The following is a 15,119-nucleotide window of genomic DNA, read 5'->3' on the forward strand; positions in this document are numbered from 1 at the left end:
CTCGACGATCGCGCCGCGACCGCCCTGCGCGCCCCGACCGCTGCCGCCCTCGGCGATCACATGCACCGACACCACGTCCGCCGGAATGTCGAGGAAGTACTCCTCGATCCCGTGCAGGCTGTCGTACGCGCACGTCGTGTGCCCGTTCGCGACGCCGCACCCGGTGCTCGCGGTGGGCTGGGCGTGCACCCCGCCCGCGCCGAGGATCCCGGTCGCGGTGCACGCGGCAGCCACCACCGCGGCCGCGCGCACCGGCCTCGGTCCGCGCCTCCGCTCCCGTCGACTGCCGACCTGATCGAACATCAACCGCACCTCGCTCACTGCCGTCCATGCCGCGGCGGGCGCCAGCGGCGGCGGGAAGCATGACATGGACACGGGTCCAGGAGTGACGAAATGGGCGAATGATTGCGCTCGACGGTGCGCCTAGTCCTCGTTGAACCCGCGCAACCGATCTAGTTCGCGCCGTTCACGTTTCGTCGGGCGGCCGGTTCCGCGGTCCCGCTGCGGCACCGCGAGCAGCACCTCACGCGGCGGCGGTGGGGGAGACCGGTCGATCAGGCAGAGCGCGGCCTCGGGTGCCCCGACCCGCTTCCGGATCAGCCGGGCAACGACCACGATCCGTTCCCGGCCCCCGACCCGCATCCGGATCTCGTCGTCGACCCGAACCAGCTGGGCGGGCTTGGCGGACGACCCGTTGACCCGGACGTGCCCGGACCGGCAGGCCGCCGCGGCCGCGGAGCGGGTCTTGAACAGCCGCACCGACCACACCCAGCTGTCGAGACGCACACCCGAGGAATCTGACACACCGCCAGGTTACCGACGCGGTCAGGAACGCCCGAAACGCGCCAGGCTCACCGGCTGCAGGCACACGCCGATCAGCTCCCGCTCCCACCAGCGCCCGGTGGCGCGCCGGGTGCCGCGGTCGGTGAACCGGTACTCGAACAGCCGGGCCCGCACGAGACGCGGCGGGTGGTCGGGAAACGGGTTGCGGTGCAGCAGCGTCAGCGTGTCCGGGTCGTTCTCGAGCAGGCGCCGGACGAACCCGCCGAACCAGCGGTCCCCGTAGCTCGGCGAGATCGCGGCGAACCACATCAGCCAGTCCAGCCGCAGGTGATACGGCGCGTACTGCCGGGGCCTGCGGCGCGGGTCGCCGGGCTTGCCCCGGAACTCGTACTCGCGCCATACCGTGGTGTCGGTGACGGCGTCGTCCGCGGTGCCCTCGACGACGATCTCGGTACGCACCCGGGTCACCGTGCCGAACGCGCCGTAGGTGTTGACCAGATGCCACGGGCTGAACGAGGCGTTCATCAGCTGATGGCGCCCCGCCATGTTGCGGACCGGCCACCAGCTGAGCACCGCCACCCCCGCGGCCACGACGAGGGTGCTCGCGGTGAACCACGTCGGCGTCGGGGCAGGCTCGGGGACGTCGATCGGCAGGATCGGACCGAGCACCTCGTCCGGCAGCACCGAGCAGGCGAGGACCACCGCCAGCCAGTTCAGCCACGCGAAGTTGCCGCTCGCCACCAACCACAACTGGGTCACGATCAGCACGCCCGCCGCTCCGGCGGCGATCGGCTGCGGCGCGAACAGCAGGAACGGCACCACCAGCTGGGTGAGGTGAGTGCCCGCCGCCTCCACCCGGTGCAACGGTCGCGGCAGGTGATGGAAGTACCAGCTGAGCGGTCCCGGCATCGGCTGCGTCTCGTGGTGGTAGTACAGGCAGGTCAGGCGCCGCCAGCACGGGTCGCCGCGGATCTTGATCAGCCCGGCACCGACCTCGAGGCGCAGCAGCAGCCACCGCACCAGCAGCATCATCGTGATCGGCGCCGCGATGTCGGCGTTGCCGACGAAGATCGCCAGGAACCCCGCCTCGAGCAGCAGCGACTCCCACCCGAAGCCGTACCAGAGCTGGCCGACGTTGACGATCGACAGGTACGCCACCCACATCAGCAGCCACACCGCCATGCACAGCGGCAGCGGCAGTCCCGCGGTCACCCCGGCAACGGTGACCGCGGCCAGCGCGGCCCCCGCCCACGCGACCGCCGCGTACCAGCGGTCCGAGTAGTACCAGTGGAAGATGCTCGGCGTCCGGCGGAACGACGATCGAGCCAGGTGGTCGGGGATCGGCAGCATGCCCCGGCTGCCGAGCAGCGCCCGGAACTGGCGCGCCGCGGAGACGAACGCGACGAGGTAGATGACCGCGAGCCCCTCCGTGAAGAGCCACCGGCCGAGATACCCGACGCCGAACCAGTCCATCACCACCTGCCGCGACCGATTCGAACGCTACTCCGGTCCCCGCGACGCGGCAGGCGGGCGCAATGCTCAGCCGCGCACCACGGCAAGCACCCGATCCGCCATGTGCCGCATCCCCGCGGCGTTCGGGTGCAGCGGGCTCGCGGACGGGCCGGCCTGGCGTCCCTCGAACCACCGCTGGTCGGGTGCGGCACACCCGTCGTGCCCGCGCGAGGACACGGCGACGTCGACGTACTCGGCGCTGGCCGTCGCTGCCGCCGTCGCCAGCACCCCGCCCAGCATCGCGAAGAATCCATTGACCCAGACGGCGTCGGGGTCGCTGATCGGGAGGCTCGGCCAGCATCCGCGGTCCCCGACGATCCCGCCGTGCCCGACCAGGATGATGCGGGCGGCTGGCGCCTTCGCCCGGATCGCGGCGAGCGTCGACCACACCCTCGGGCCGAGGTCCGCCAGCGCCGCCATCGCATCGCGCGCCAGGGCGGGATCGGTGCGGCAGCCCGCGTCACCGCCGGGGGCCGCCGCGTAGCACCGGGAAACCAGGGTGGGCCAGCGGATGTCGTTCCCGCCGATGCTGAGGGTCACCAGGGTGGTGTCCGGCGGCAGCCCCACGATCTGCGGGGGCACCGCACCACCCGACGTCGGCTGCGGCGTCGTCGTCACGTGCTCGGTGCGGGCGCCGGTGCAGGACAGGTTGCGGAACGAGCTTGTGTTCAGCCCCCGCGCGACGAGGTTCGGATAGCCGAGGTCCGAGCGTTGGCACCCGTTGGTGTCCGCGACCCGATCCAGCGACGGCCCGGCGGCGCGGGAATCGCCGAGCGCGACGTATCGCACCGCGGGTTGCGCCGGGGCGGCGGCCGCGGCCGGGAGCACCGGCGGCACCGCGGTGGCGGTCGCGACGATCGCAGCGGTGATGGCGGCGCGAACTCCAGCGGACCAACTCATGGCGCCAGTATCCGCGACAAACGCGGTGACGGCGGGGAGGTGGTTGCCGTGTCGAACGACAGCGTGCCCGCCGTCACGCCAACGCGTCGACGTACCACCACTTCCCATGCTCGCGGACGAACCGGCTGTGCTCGTGGAGGGACTCCCGCGCCCGCCCGTACCGGTAGTGCGCCTCAAACTCGACGGTGCCCGCGGAGTCGAGGGGGCCACCCCCGGACCTGCCGAGGATGTCGAGGCGCAGCCACCGCTGCTCGCCGTCGAGGTCGAGCGATGCGGGACGGGTGCTCGGATGCCAGGTGCGCAGCAGATAGTCGGCGTCCCCGACCGCGAACGCGGAATACCGGGACCGCATCAGCGTTTCCGCGGTCGGCGCGTCGACCCCGCCGCGGTGGTAGCGACGGCAGCAGTTCCCGTAGGTCTCGCCGCTCAGGCACGGGCAGCGGGCGTCGTCGGCGAGCCGGATCTCGATACTCACTGCGCGGCACTCACCGAGGACATGTGGAAGTCCGGGATCCGCAGCGGCGGCATCGCGGTGCGGGTGAACCAGTCCTTCCACTCCCGCGGCAGCGTCGCCTCGGTTGCGCCCGCCTCGGTGACCCGCCGCAGCAGGTCGAGGGGGCTCTCGTTGAACCGGAAGTTGTTCACCGCGCCGGTCACCCGCCCGTCCTCGACGAGGTACACCCCGTCGCGGGTCAGGCCGGTCAGCAGCAGGGTCGCCGGGTCCACCTCGCGGATGTACCAGAGGGTGGTCAGGAGCAGGCCGCGCTCGGTGCCGGCGATCATCGCGTCGATCGTCGCGTCGGAGCCGCCGGTCAGCAGCAGGTTCTCGCCGGGCACCGCGACCGGCGCACCGAACTCGCGGGCCGCGTGCCGCGGATAGGCGAGCGCGGTGATCGTCCCGTCCCGGATCCAGTCGACCCGCCCGGCATCCATGCCGTTGTCGAACACCGACACCGACTCACTCGATCCGGCCGCCGTGACGAACGGTGTGTACTCGAGTCCGGGGGAGTGCGGGTCCGAGAACAGGGTCAGCGGCAGCCCGGTCAGGCGTTCCCCGACCCGGGTGCCGCCGGCCCGGGACAGGGCGGTGTGTCCCTCCTGCGCGCCGCGCCCCTCCATCGTCCACATCAGGTAGATCATCAGGTCCGCGACCGCGGACGGCGGAAGCAGCGTCTCGTAGCGTCCGGCGGGCAGGTCCACGGCGCTGCCCGCCCAGTCGAGGCGGGTGCTCAACTGCGCCAACAGGTTCGGCACGTCGATGTCGGTGAAGTCGACGGTGCCCGCCCCGACCCAGGCGCTGGCGTCGCCGCGTTTGCCGTTGATCTCCACCGACCCGGTCGGCTGCGTGAACCGGCGCCGCAGCCCGGTGGTGGTGCCCAGCCAGGTGGAGTGCAGCTGGTGGTGCGCGAAGCCGTACAGGCGGTCGGCCGCATCGGATCCGGCTGTCCCGCGGTCGAATCCCGCGGCCAACGCGTCCGCGAGCCCACCGAACACCTCGACCCCGGTGACGGCAGGTCCGTCGGCCCAGCCGGGGTCGGGGGTGCCGGACGGGCCGATCAGGTCCATCGCGTCCTCGGCCGGCCGGGCCGTGCGGGCGGCCTCCTCCGCGGACCGCACGACCGCTGCGACGGCGTCGGCGTCGACGCTGGACGAGGTGACGGACCCGACGCGGGCCGTGCCGCCGTCGCGGACGATCGCGACGACGGTCCAGCTGCGGAAGCGTGCGTCCCCGTTGGTGGTCATCGAACTGCCCGCCCACCGCAGCGAGGTTTCGGCGGCGTCGGTGACGAGGACGATCGCCTCGTCGACGGTGACCAGGGCCAACGCCTGCTCGATCAGCTCCTGTGCGGCGATCACTGGCCCCCCTCGGTTCGGGTGTTGAGCACGTTGACGCCGCGGAACAGCGCGGCCGGGCAGCCGTGGCTGACGGCGGCCACCTGTCCGGGCTGCGCCTTGCCGCAGTTGAAGGCGCCGCCGAGCCGCCACGTCGACGGCCCGCCGACCGCCTCCATCGACCCCCAGAAGTCGGTGGTCGTCGCCTGGTAGGCGACGTCGCGCAGCTGCCCGTCCAGCCTGCCGTCACGGATCCGGTAGAACCGCTGGCCGGTGAACTGGAAGTTGTAGCGCTGCATGTCGATCGACCAGCTCTTGTCGCCGACGACGTAGATGCCGTCCTCGACGCGGGCGATCAGATCCGCGGTGCTGGTGTCCCGGTCGGGGTCGGGTCGCAGCGACACGTTCGCCATCCGCTGGATCGGCACGTGATGCGGGGAGTCGGCGTAGGAGCAGCCGTTGGACCGGGACAACCCGAGCCGCGGCGCGAACACCCGGTCCAGCTGGTAGCCGACGAGGACACCGTCCCGGACCAGGTCCCAACGCTGCCCGGCCACACCGTCGTCGTCGTAGCCGACGGTGGCCAGCCCGTGCGCCTCGGTGCGGTCCGCGGTCACCTGCATCACCGGGGTTCCGTACCGCAGCGTGCCGAGCAGGTCGGGGGTCGCGAAGGAGGTGCCCGCGTAGGCGGCCTCGTAGCCGATTGCCCGGTCGTATTCGGTGGCGTGCCCGATGGATTCGTGGATGGTCAGCCACAGGTTGCTGGGGTCGATCACCAGGTCCGTCGGCCCCGCCGTCACGGTCGGCGCCGTCACCTTCTCCGCCAGCCACTCCGGGATCCGGGCGAGCTCGTCGTCCCAGTCCCAGCCGGTGCCGGTGAGGGCCTCCCACCCGCGGCCGACCGGGGGAGCGAGGGTGCGCATCGTCTCGAAGCTACCCGCCGCCGCGTCGACCGCGGTCGCCTCCAGTTCCGGGTGCAGCCGCACCCGCTGCTGCGTGATCCGCGAGCCGGCCAGGTCCGCGTAGTAGGTCTGCTCCTTGACCTGCAACACGCTGGCGGTGACGTGGTCGACGCCCGCGGCGGCGGACAGTCGCCCCGAGTAGTCGGCCAGCAGGGCCACCTTGTCGGCGGTCGGCACCGCGAACGGGTCGACGTCGTACTCCGACACCCACACGGCGTCCCGGTACACCGGTTCGTCTGCGAGGTCGACGGGGTCCCGGTTCAGGGATCGCAGCGCCAGCGCGACCTCCACCGCCCGCCTCGCCGTCCGGGCCGCGGTGTCCGCGGTGAGCTCGGCGTGCGACGCGAAACCCCAGGTGCCGTCGATGATCACGCGGACCGCCAGCCCGAGTTCGTCCGCGTCGGACACCGACTGAACGGCGCCGTCGCGCAGCCGGATCGACTGGGTGCGCAGCCGATGCACCCGCAGGTCGGCGTGGGTGGCGCCCGCGGCCCGCGCCGCCGTCAGCGCCGCGTCGGTGAGTGCCGACAACGGCAGGGTGAGGAAGTCCGGATCGACGTCGTGTGCGGCCACCCGGTCAACCTATCCGAACTCTCACCCGAACTGCTGCCACCCGAGCCGGACCACCATCACCACCACGACGACGAGCAGCACGATCCGGATGAACCCCGCGCCCCGCGCCAGCGCGGTGCGGGCACCGAGGACCGCACCGATCACGTTGCATACCGCCATCGCAAGGCCGAGCGCCCACCACACGTGGCCGGTGGCCGCGAAGTAGGCGAGCGCACCGACATTCGAGCCGAGGTTGATCACCTTCGCCATCGCGGCGCTGCGCACGAATTCGGTGCCGAGCAGCACCGCGAACGTGATGATCAGGAACGTGCCGGTCCCGGGGCCGAACAGTCCGTCGTAGAAGCCGAGAGCGCCCGCGGCGACGAGGACGGTGGTGACGATCCTCGGCCGGGACGGCCGGTGCCGGGCGAGGGTGGTGCCCACGGTCGGGCGTACGGTGACGAACACCGCCACCGCGATCAGCAACCCCATGATGATCGGGATGAACAGGTCCTTGTCGATCAGGGACACGGTCGCCGCCCCCGCCGCGGACAGCGCCGCGGCGAGCAGTGCGGCAGGCACCATCAGCCGCCATTCGAGGCGAACCTTCCGCGCGAAGGTGACGACGGCGGCGGCGGTGCCGTTGACGGCGGTCAACTTGTTGGTGGCCAACGCTTCCTGCGGCGACATCTGCGGCATCGTCAGCAGGATCACCGGCAGCAGGATCAGCCCTCCGCCCCCGACCACGGCGTCCACCCAGCCCGCCGCGAGCGCGGCAGCCATCAGAACACCCCAGTCGGTCCACACCACGAACATGACCCAACCACATGGCAGACGTATTGCCCCGCGGGTGTCGGCCTCGTCTTCATGTTCGGGCCGTCCGGGAGCGGCCGAAGAAGTCGTTTTCGCCTGTCCGCCTGTGTCGTTCACCTGAAGGACAGGTCATGACCGGGGTCCGTACCCAACTAGGATGCCGTCTGACGCGCCGGTTGCCGCAGCCGTGGTCGGCCGTGCATGCGACTACGTCTCCAAGTCAAACAAAGGTGTCCGATGACGATTCCGATGCTGTCCAAGGGGCAGAACTTGCCCCTCCCGACCGACGTGGTGCAGGTCGACGTGGTCATCGGCTGGACCGAGTCGGAGATCGACGTGGATGCGTCGGCGTTGCTGCTCAACACAGATGGCAAGGTTCGGTCGGATGACGATTTCGTCTTCTACAACCAGCCGGAATCCGCCGACGGGTCGATCAGGTTCCTCGGCACGGGTGCGACCGAGGACGGCGCTCAGGCCCGCATCGCGATCGATCTGCCCGCCATTGCCGATGACGTGTGCACCGTGGCACTCGTCGGTAGCGTCGGCACCGGAAGCTTCGGTGACCTCGGCAAACTCACCCTCCGACTGGTCGACGGAACGGGACACTCGCTCGCGGAGTACGTCACGGCCGACGCCACCACCGAGTCCGCATTCGTCTTCGGCGAGGTGTATCGACGTGGCACTGAGTGGAAGGTGCGGGCGGTCGGCCAGGGCTGGGAATCGGGGCTGCCCGGACTCGCCGCGGATTTCGGCGTGGACATCGACGACGACGCGGACCCTCACCCCACTGACGCCCTCGAAACCGACTCTGCCGACGCGGAACCCGCGTCGGCAGGTAGCGGTTCCTCCGGCCGGGTCCCGCAGGATCCGCCCACACCCACCACGGACCGATCGGCGAAAGCGAGCCGGCGCGGCGTGCGGACCGCGAAGCGGGTGGTGAAGAAGTCGAAACCGATCGAGTTCACGCTTGCCGAGCACGACACCTGGCAGCCTGCGCGGCTGTTCTCGGTCATCGGAGTCGGCGCCGGGGAGGAGCAGGAACGCCGCGCGACATCGGCCTTGATTGCCACCATGCAGGCAGTGCGTCCCTTCGCGCGCGCACTGTGTGCACGGATGGGCGCGCCTGCTGGCAATTTCGAAGGCTACGTCGAGGTTCAGTACGAACGGGGGGAGACGAAAGTGATCCCCGACGCCGTCCTCAAGGTCGCCCGCGGATCCCGTCAATGGACCGGGCTGCTCGAGGTCAAAACCGGCAACGGCAAGCTCAAACGAGAGCAGCTTGAAAGCTACCTCGACGTGGCCCGCAGGAAGAAGTACGACGTGGTCGTCAGCCTGTCGAATGACGTCCCTGCCAGTGCCGGAGAACTCCCCGTCGAGGTCGACCGGCGCAAGCTGGCCAAGGTCGCCCTCCGACATCTGTCGTGGGCCGAAGTGGCGCACGAGGCACGGATGCTCCTCTCACACGGAGACATCGATAATGCACTCCATGCCTGGATTTTGAGCGAGTTCCTCCGGTATCTCGATCACCCTCGGTCCGGTGCGACCGAGTTCGTCGACATGGGTCGTCACTGGGTCACCATCCGTGACGCGGTGACGGCAGGAACCCTCCGCTCAGGCGATCAGAAGGCGCTGACGGTGGCCGAGTCGTGGGTGGCCCTGTCGCGGCACCTCGCACTGCGGATGACCGCTGAACTCGGTGTCACCGTCAAGCACATCGTTGCTCGTCGATACAACAACGATCCTGCGGCACGAAACGCGTCTGTCGTGGATCGGTTGGCGGGCGATGGAGTATTCGAGGCCGTGCTCCGAATCCCCGAGACCGCTGGCGATCTCACCGTGATCGCGGATGTCCGTACCAGCAAGATCCGCTGCCGCACCACGGTGGACGCCCCGAATGAAGGAACGTCGAGCCGCAGGGTGGCGTGGCTTCTGAAGCAGTTGAAGGACGTTCCCGGCGATGTCCAGGTCGAAGCGGTGTTCTCCGAACGCGGCAACGAGACATGCGAATACCTGGATGTGGTGCGCGGGAATCCGAAGGTTCTGACCGACAATCGGTCCGGCGACATCGTGTCTTTCAGTCTCGAACAGACCTTCCCGATGAGTGGGCGGCGCTCGGGAACCGCGGCGAACTTCGTCACGAGCGTCACTTCATCGACCGACGCCTTCTATGGAGGGGTGGTCCAGAAGCTGCGCGAGTGGGTGCCCGCCGCACCGAAGCAAACCCAGCCTGCGGCTCCCGAGGCGGCCGACGAACAACCCTCGTAGGCCGTCAGGACACCTAGCGGCGCACGGGGTACCGCAGGTGCAGGGCGCGGCGCCCCTGAATCACGAACGGATCCTCGAGCAGTTGATGGCCGCGGGCCAGGGCCGCGAAATAGGGGATGCCCTCGCCGAACAGCACCGGAACGATGCTGACGCACACCTCGTCCACCAGGCCGAGGTCGAGTGCCTGCTGCGTGATCGCGGCGCTCGCGATGGTGACGTCCCTGTCGCCCGCGATCTCCCTGGCACGGGCGACCGCGGCGGCGACACCGTCAACGAAGGTCGTTGTCGGCCAGGCGGTTGCAGCGTCCTCCGGCGCACGATGGGTGACCACCACGACCGGGGCGCCCGCCGGGTGGGTGCCGCCCCAGCCGTGCGCGATGTCGAACAGGCGTCGGCCCGCGACGAGTGCTCCGCAGTTCTCGGTCAACTCGCGCAGCGCCTGAGCGCCCGCATCGTCGACCCGAAACGAGACGGTCTCGTTCGGGTTCGGCACGGTCACCTCGCCGCCCTCGTACCACTCGAACAGTTCCCCGACCTCGTCGTCCGGGTTCGCGACGAACCCGTCGAGTGACATCGTCATGTGACTGAACACCTTGCCCATCGTGGACCTCCTTCTGTGTGTGCTGACCTCCGTACCGACCGTCCCCGACCGTGGAACTCATCGGCCGCGCGAAACGGGTGCGCAGATCCGGGGACAGATCAGGGTTGGCCCCGATGTGGGGACGGGCCAACTTCCCTAGCGTCGAGGCATGGTTGATCGACAACGCGGAAACAAGCTCGGAGCAGGCCTGGCCGGCCTGCTGCTGACGGCATCACTGGTGGCCGGGTGCGGGACGGACACCGGACACCCTGCACCGACGCCCGCCGCGGGTGTGTCGGGTGCCGCGGTGACCGAGCAACAGCAGATCGGTGATCGGGTGGTCGACCTCACCGTCGACTCGCCCGCGCTCGGCGGCCCGGCCCAGGTCCGCCTGCTCACCCCGGACGGGTGGGGTGAACGGGCGCCCGGCCGCACCTGGCCGGTGCTTTACCTGCTGCCCGGTGGCGACGGCGATCACCTGAGCTGGACCAGCGACAGCAACATCGCGACCCTTCCGGAACTGCGGGACGTCCTGGTGGTGGTGCCGGGCATGCCGATGTTCGGTTTCTACAGTGACCGGTACAACCAGGGGCGCGGCGGGCCGCCCGCGGTGCGGTCATTCCATCTCGACGAGTTGGTCCCGCTGCTCGAACGCGACTACGGGGCCGGACAGGACCGGGTGATCGCCGGCCTGTCGCAGGGCGGATACGGTGCGCTGGTGTATGCGGCGCAGCGGCCGGGGATGTTCCGGGCCGCCGCGAGCTACAGCGGATGGTTGGCCCCGCTGCGGCGTGCCGAGGTGGTGCTGGCCGCGGCCCGGTTCGTCGGCGTCGACGACCGCGGCCTCTGGGGTGATCCGGTGCGCGACCGCGCGGTGTGGGAGGCGAACGACGTCTACCACCTTGCCGAGGCGCTGACCGGGCTGCCGGTGTATCTGTCCAGCGGTGACGGCACCGTCGGCGATCTGGACCCGCCCGGCACGGCAGCGGAAACGCTGTTTCCCGAGCTCGACCGGTTGGCCGCGGAGTTCCCGCCCGGCGTGGTGGACCTGACCGAGGCGGTGATGCACGAGAGCAGTCGCGCCGTTGCGGATCGGCTGCGGGCGCTTGGCGCCGAGCCGGTCACCCATTTCACGGCGGGAACGCACAGCCCGCCGTACTGGGAACGGGAACTGCACCGTTCACTGCCGATGCTGTTGGCGGCGTTGCATTCGGGCGGGTGACCCGGCCTCGGCGCGGCGTCCGGATCCCGCGGGCGGGCGGGGCAGCCGAAGCACCAACCGGACACCGCCGAGCGGACTGTCCTCGAACCATGCGGTGCCCCCGTGCAACTGGGCCTGCTGACGGATCAACGCCAGACCGAGACCCGATCCGGCTGGCGCCGCGCCGCTGCCGCGCCGAAACCGCTCGAACAGCGCCTCGCGCTCGCCCACGGGCACCCCAGCACCGTCGTCGGTCACCGCGATGTACACCGCGTCCCACCCGTCCCTGGCACCGATCTCGATCACCCGGGCCCCACCGTGCCGGACCGCATTGGTGACGGCGTTGTCCACCGCGAGCCGCAGCCCGGCGGGCAGCCCGACGACCGCGAGCGCGGACGGCACATCGAGCCGGATGTCGACCCCCGGGTGGGCGCGGCCCGCGTCCTGCGCGGCGCGGTCCAACAGTTCGGCCAGATCGACCGGCTCGAAGTCGGCTCCCGACGTCAGGTCACCGGCCGCGAGCCGTTCCAGCGCGCCGAGGGTGCCCTCCGCGCGCCGCTGGGTGCGCAGCGTGTCGGCCAGAATCTCGTCGCGGGTGTCGGCTGGCAGGTCCATCGTCGTCGCGACCTCGAGGTTCGTGCGCATCGCGGTCAGCGGGGTGCGCAGTTCGTGCGCGGACGCGGCCGCGAAGTCGCGGGCCGTCTCCAGAGCCGACGCGGTGCGGGCCCGCTCGTCCGCGTTGGCGGCGAGCAGCTGCCGCAGCGCCGCGGCCAGCTCTTCCGCTTCCCGCGCCCCCGACCCCTGCGGCGGCGGCGCCGCGGGGTCGGCACCGAGCCTCCGGGTCTGTTCGGCGAGCCTGCGCAGCGGCGCGACCGCGACCCCGGCGAACAGCCACCCGAGCCCGGCGGCAACGAGAACCGCCGCGACACCGATCGCCACCGTCCACCGGTGCAGACCGGTGATCGTCGCCCGGGCAGGCTCGGTCGGCGCGCCGACCGAGATCGTCGCGTCCAGCCCGCTGATCACCACGACGGTCCGCACCCGATACGGCGTCCCGTCCACGGTGGCGTCGCTCCAGCCTTCGGGGGACGGGGGGAGGGTCGCGGCGGTCGTCGACAGCACGATCCCGCCCGCGCGCACCGTCCCCGCATAGTCCGGGGGCAGCGGCAGCGGGCCCTGCAGCACGCGCAGGCTGGTCAGGTTGGCGGCCGTCACCTGGGCGACGGAGTCGAGTTTCGCGTCGAGCTGCGCGGTGACCTGCCGTTCGATCCCGATCCAGGCGACCGCGCCGAGCAGCAGCACGACCACCGCGGTCCCGAGCGCCGCCGCCGCGGTCACCCGCGCCCGCAGCGACACCGGCCCCCGGCGCCCGGTCCCCGCCCGCGGCGTGGTCATGGGTCCCGGAGGACGAAGCCGACGCCGCGAACGGTGTGCAGCACCCGGGGTGCGCCGTCGGCCTCCAGCTTGCGTCGCAGGTAGCTGACGAACACGTCCACCACGTTCGTCTCCGTCTCGAAGTCGTACCCCCACACCGATTCGAGCAGCCCCTCGCGGGTGAGCACGATGCCGCGGTTCTCGGCGAACGCCGAGAGCAGGTCGAACTCCCGCTTGGTCAGGTGCACCGCCCGGCCGGCGACACCGACGCGGCGGCCGGGCAGGTCGACGGTGACCGGTCCGACGCGGACCGTCCCGGCCTGCGTCTGCGCGGTCGGATCAGGCCTGCGGCGCAGCAGGGCGCGGATCCGCGCGACCAGTTCACCGAACTCGTACGGTTTCACCATGTAGTCGTCCGCGCCCGCCTCGAGGCCCGCGATCCGGTCGCCGACCGCGCTCCGCGCGGACAGCACGCATACCGGCACGTCGTTGTTCAACGCCCGCAGGGCGGTCACCACCCCCACCCCGTCGAGGACGGGCAGGCTCAGGTCCAGCACGATCAGGTCCGGATCGTGCTCGTTGACGGCACGCAGGGCGGCCGCCCCGTCCTCCGCGGTGACGGTCTCGAACCCGGACAGTTCGAGACCGCGCCGCAGCGCGGTCAGGACGTCGGTGTCGTCCTCGACGATCAGTACCCGGTGGACAGCGACCACTCCCTCATCTTGCCGGGTGACGCCGGTTGCCGCCGGGTCATGCCGCCTCGCCCGCCGCTCCCCGGCTCAGCAGGGACTCCATCGCGGCGGCCCAGGCTCGGTAGTCCTCGGTCCACTGCTGTGCCGGTTCGGTCGCGAACAGCAGGACATCGGCCTCGTCGTCGGGCGTTGCGCCGGGAAGGACGGACGCCATCCATCCGCGGCCGGGTTCGGTGACGAGGACCTCACCGCACTGCGGCTCGGCGGCGACGATCACGGCGAGGCCCCTGCTGCGCAGCTCGGCGGTCGTCGTTGTGATGCATCGCCGCTCCCGACCAGCCCTCCGAATGCTCGACATGACATCTCCCATCCTCGAAACATCCTGGTTCCCAGTGGGATTCGATTCCCGGAACCTCTATGCCCTCAAGGCTAGGGGGAGAGCGTGGGGGATTGATTGCCGGCGAATGAGAACTCCGTGAGAGTCGGGCGGCGGCCGGTCAGAGGCCGAGCGCGGTGACCGCGTTGCCGTGCAGGCCGGCGTGTTGCCGGGAGTAGAGGGCGATCATCCGCTGGTCGGTGTGCCCGCTCTGCGTCATGATCTGCTCGGCGGAGGCCGCATTGCGGACGGCCTGGGTGACGAACCCGGCCCGCAGGCTGTGCCCGCCGAGCATCGCGACAAACTCCTCCGCGTAGCCCGCCTGCCTGGCGCGGCGTTGGATCATCGACGCGATCGCCTGCCCCGACAGCGCGGTGGCGCCGAGCCCGCCGGTGCGGTGCACCCGCCGGAACAGCGGCCGCGGCTCCGAGTCCGGGGATCCGGAGACCCCCCGGCACCGGTGCTCGGGGTGCCCGTCCTCCGGGCCGGACAGCAGCGCCGCGACCGCGGGCCTGCCCCCGCCGTCCCAGGCGTCGACGACCTCCCGCCACCGCCAGTACGCGCAGACCGGGCAGGTCACCGGCGAGGCCCCGTAGGGGAGGGTCACGGTGCGCCCGGCCGCGGCCTGGTCGGTCTTCGACCGGCGGATCGTCACGTAAAGCCCGTCTGCGCGGTGCGGTCGGGCGTCGGACACCAGCAGTCCGGCGAGTTCGGAGCGTCGCATCGCCCCGGTCAACCCGATCAGCAGCAACGCCGAATCCCGGCGTTCGGCAACCCGATCCGGCCACGCCGCCGCCGAGGCCCGGGTGCGCATCTGTTCGACGATCACCCGAACGTCGTCGGTCAGCAGCGGTTCCCGTCGTGCGGGTGGCGTTGCCCGGGTGCGGGCGATGCCGCGCAGGATCTCGCGGACGGCCGCGGCCTGCCCCGGCTTGGGGTGCCCGGCCAGCGAGTGGATCGTGTTGATCGATGCCACCCACCGCGTCATCGTCGACGGCGCGTATGCGGGACGCCCGTCCGGACGCACCTCCGCCGACTTCTCGGTGAGGAACCACCCGAGCAGGTCCGGGGTGGCCGGGAGCGGCCGCTGCCCGACCCGCTCGCACCAGCGGGTGAAGATCGTCCAGTCGCTGATCTGCGCGGCGCGGGTGTTCGCGGACACCGACTCGAACCGGAGCCGGTGCATCGCCGCCGCGACGTCCTCGGGGACCGGGGTCACCGGGGCGGGCAGGGCGCCCGCCCGCGCGGGCCACTCACCGACATCGCCCATCTCGTT

The 15,119-nt window shown here is 71.1% G+C and carries 15 protein-coding genes; 2 read left to right on the forward strand and 13 right to left on the reverse strand.

All coding sequences use genetic code 11. The features are described 5' to 3' along the window. The 8 genes from ACWF62_RS08560 to ACWF62_RS08595 all read right to left on the reverse strand — a co-directional run. A partial coding sequence (locus ACWF62_RS08560) for a hypothetical protein (protein ID WP_452629830.1) occupies positions 1-303 on the reverse strand: 303 nt, incomplete at its 3' end. Positions 304-423: 120 nt separating this feature from the next. Further along, on the reverse strand, positions 424-804 hold the full coding sequence (locus ACWF62_RS08565) for an RNA-binding S4 domain-containing protein (RefSeq protein WP_378507137.1): 381 nt from the start codon (positions 802-804) through the stop codon (positions 424-426). A gap of 21 nt (positions 805-825) precedes the next feature. After that, positions 826-2,256: a lipase maturation factor family protein gene (locus ACWF62_RS08570; protein WP_378507138.1), complete on the reverse strand. Its 1,431-nt coding sequence runs from the start codon at positions 2,254-2,256 to the stop codon at positions 826-828. A 66-nt stretch (positions 2,257-2,322) separates the two neighbouring features. Beyond that, positions 2,323-3,195 carry an SGNH/GDSL hydrolase family protein gene (locus ACWF62_RS08575; protein WP_452629831.1) on the reverse strand — a complete coding sequence of 291 codons (873 nt, stop codon included), beginning with the start codon at positions 3,193-3,195 and terminating at the stop codon, positions 2,323-2,325. A 73-nt stretch (positions 3,196-3,268) separates the two neighbouring features. Further along, positions 3,269-3,670: a YchJ family protein gene (locus tag ACWF62_RS08580; RefSeq protein ID WP_378507140.1), complete on the reverse strand. Its 402-nt coding sequence runs from the start codon at positions 3,668-3,670 to the stop codon at positions 3,269-3,271. Continuing rightward, positions 3,667-5,052, reverse strand: coding sequence for a metallopeptidase TldD-related protein (locus ACWF62_RS08585; protein ID WP_452629832.1), 1,386 nt, complete (start codon positions 5,050-5,052; stop codon positions 3,667-3,669). The genes ACWF62_RS08580 and ACWF62_RS08585 overlap by 4 nt, the downstream gene beginning before the upstream one ends. Then, complete coding sequence (locus tag ACWF62_RS08590; protein WP_378507142.1) at positions 5,049-6,563, reverse strand: TldD/PmbA family protein; 1,515 nt, start codon at positions 6,561-6,563, stop codon at positions 5,049-5,051. Before ACWF62_RS08590 ends, ACWF62_RS08585 begins: the two co-directional genes overlap by 4 nt. A gap of 21 nt (positions 6,564-6,584) precedes the next feature. Beyond that, positions 6,585-7,358, reverse strand: a complete 774-nt coding sequence (locus ACWF62_RS08595; protein ID WP_378507143.1) for a TSUP family transporter — start codon at positions 7,356-7,358, stop codon at positions 6,585-6,587. Between the two features lie 234 nt (positions 7,359-7,592). Between ACWF62_RS08595 and ACWF62_RS08600 the strand changes: the two genes are divergently transcribed. Then, positions 7,593-9,620 (forward strand): TerD family protein, encoded by a 2,028-nt coding sequence (locus tag ACWF62_RS08600; RefSeq protein WP_378569416.1) that lies wholly within the window; start codon positions 7,593-7,595, stop codon positions 9,618-9,620. 13 nt (positions 9,621-9,633) lie between these two features. On the opposite strand, the gene ACWF62_RS08605 is transcribed toward ACWF62_RS08600, so the two are convergent. Continuing rightward, positions 9,634-10,221 carry a dihydrofolate reductase family protein gene (locus ACWF62_RS08605; protein ID WP_378569414.1) on the reverse strand — a complete coding sequence of 196 codons (588 nt, stop codon included), beginning with the start codon at positions 10,219-10,221 and terminating at the stop codon, positions 9,634-9,636. Positions 10,222-10,369: 148 nt separating this feature from the next. On the opposite strand from ACWF62_RS08605, the gene ACWF62_RS08610 reads away from it, so the two are divergent. Then, positions 10,370-11,422 carry an alpha/beta hydrolase gene (locus ACWF62_RS08610; protein WP_452629833.1) on the forward strand — a complete coding sequence of 351 codons (1,053 nt, stop codon included), beginning with the start codon at positions 10,370-10,372 and terminating at the stop codon, positions 11,420-11,422. Here the strand turns inward: ACWF62_RS08610 and ACWF62_RS08615 are convergent. The 4 genes from ACWF62_RS08615 to ACWF62_RS08630 form a co-directional block, all read right to left on the reverse strand. Further along, positions 11,381-12,796, reverse strand: a complete 1,416-nt coding sequence (locus tag ACWF62_RS08615; RefSeq protein ID WP_378507147.1) for a sensor histidine kinase — start codon at positions 12,794-12,796, stop codon at positions 11,381-11,383. The genes ACWF62_RS08610 and ACWF62_RS08615 overlap by 42 nt on opposite strands. Further along, positions 12,793-13,488, reverse strand: a complete 696-nt coding sequence (locus ACWF62_RS08620) for a response regulator transcription factor (RefSeq protein WP_378507148.1) — start codon at positions 13,486-13,488, stop codon at positions 12,793-12,795. Before ACWF62_RS08620 ends, ACWF62_RS08615 begins: the two co-directional genes overlap by 4 nt. Positions 13,489-13,525: 37 nt before the next feature. After that, entirely contained in the window at positions 13,526-13,825 is a 300-nt protein-coding gene (locus ACWF62_RS08625) for a hypothetical protein (protein WP_378507149.1), read from the reverse strand. Positions 13,826-13,964: 139 nt separating this feature from the next. Next, complete coding sequence (locus ACWF62_RS08630; protein ID WP_378507281.1) at positions 13,965-15,029, reverse strand: site-specific integrase; 1,065 nt, start codon at positions 15,027-15,029, stop codon at positions 13,965-13,967. Positions 15,030-15,119: the final 90 nt, after the last annotated feature.

This window comes from Rhodococcus sp. NPDC054953 (assembly GCF_053609225.1).

What these genes read in the sequence shown, in the direction of transcription:
- ACWF62_RS08570 (WP_378507138.1), bottom strand. Translation starts at nt 2,256, where the DNA reads ATGGACTGGTTCGGCGTCGGGTATCTCGGCCGGTGGCTCTTCACGGAG.
- ACWF62_RS08575 (WP_452629831.1), bottom strand. Translation starts at nt 3,195, where the DNA reads ATGAGTTGGTCCGCTGGAGTTCGCGCCGCCATCACCGCTGCGATCGTC.
- ACWF62_RS08595 (WP_378507143.1), bottom strand. Translation starts at nt 7,358, where the DNA reads ATGTTCGTGGTGTGGACCGACTGGGGTGTTCTGATGGCTGCCGCGCTC.
- ACWF62_RS08600 (WP_378569416.1), top strand. Translation starts at nt 7,593, where the DNA reads ATGACGATTCCGATGCTGTCCAAGGGGCAGAACTTGCCCCTCCCGACC.
- ACWF62_RS08605 (WP_378569414.1), bottom strand. Translation starts at nt 10,221, where the DNA reads ATGGGCAAGGTGTTCAGTCACATGACGATGTCACTCGACGGGTTCGTC.
- ACWF62_RS08610 (WP_452629833.1), top strand. Translation starts at nt 10,370, where the DNA reads ATGGTTGATCGACAACGCGGAAACAAGCTCGGAGCAGGCCTGGCCGGC.
- ACWF62_RS08615 (WP_378507147.1), bottom strand. Translation starts at nt 12,796, where the DNA reads ATGACCACGCCGCGGGCGGGGACCGGGCGCCGGGGGCCGGTGTCGCTG.
- ACWF62_RS08625 (WP_378507149.1), bottom strand. Translation starts at nt 13,825, where the DNA reads ATGTCGAGCATTCGGAGGGCTGGTCGGGAGCGGCGATGCATCACAACG.
- ACWF62_RS08630 (WP_378507281.1), bottom strand. Translation starts at nt 15,029, where the DNA reads ATGCACCGGCTCCGGTTCGAGTCGGTGTCCGCGAACACCCGCGCCGCG.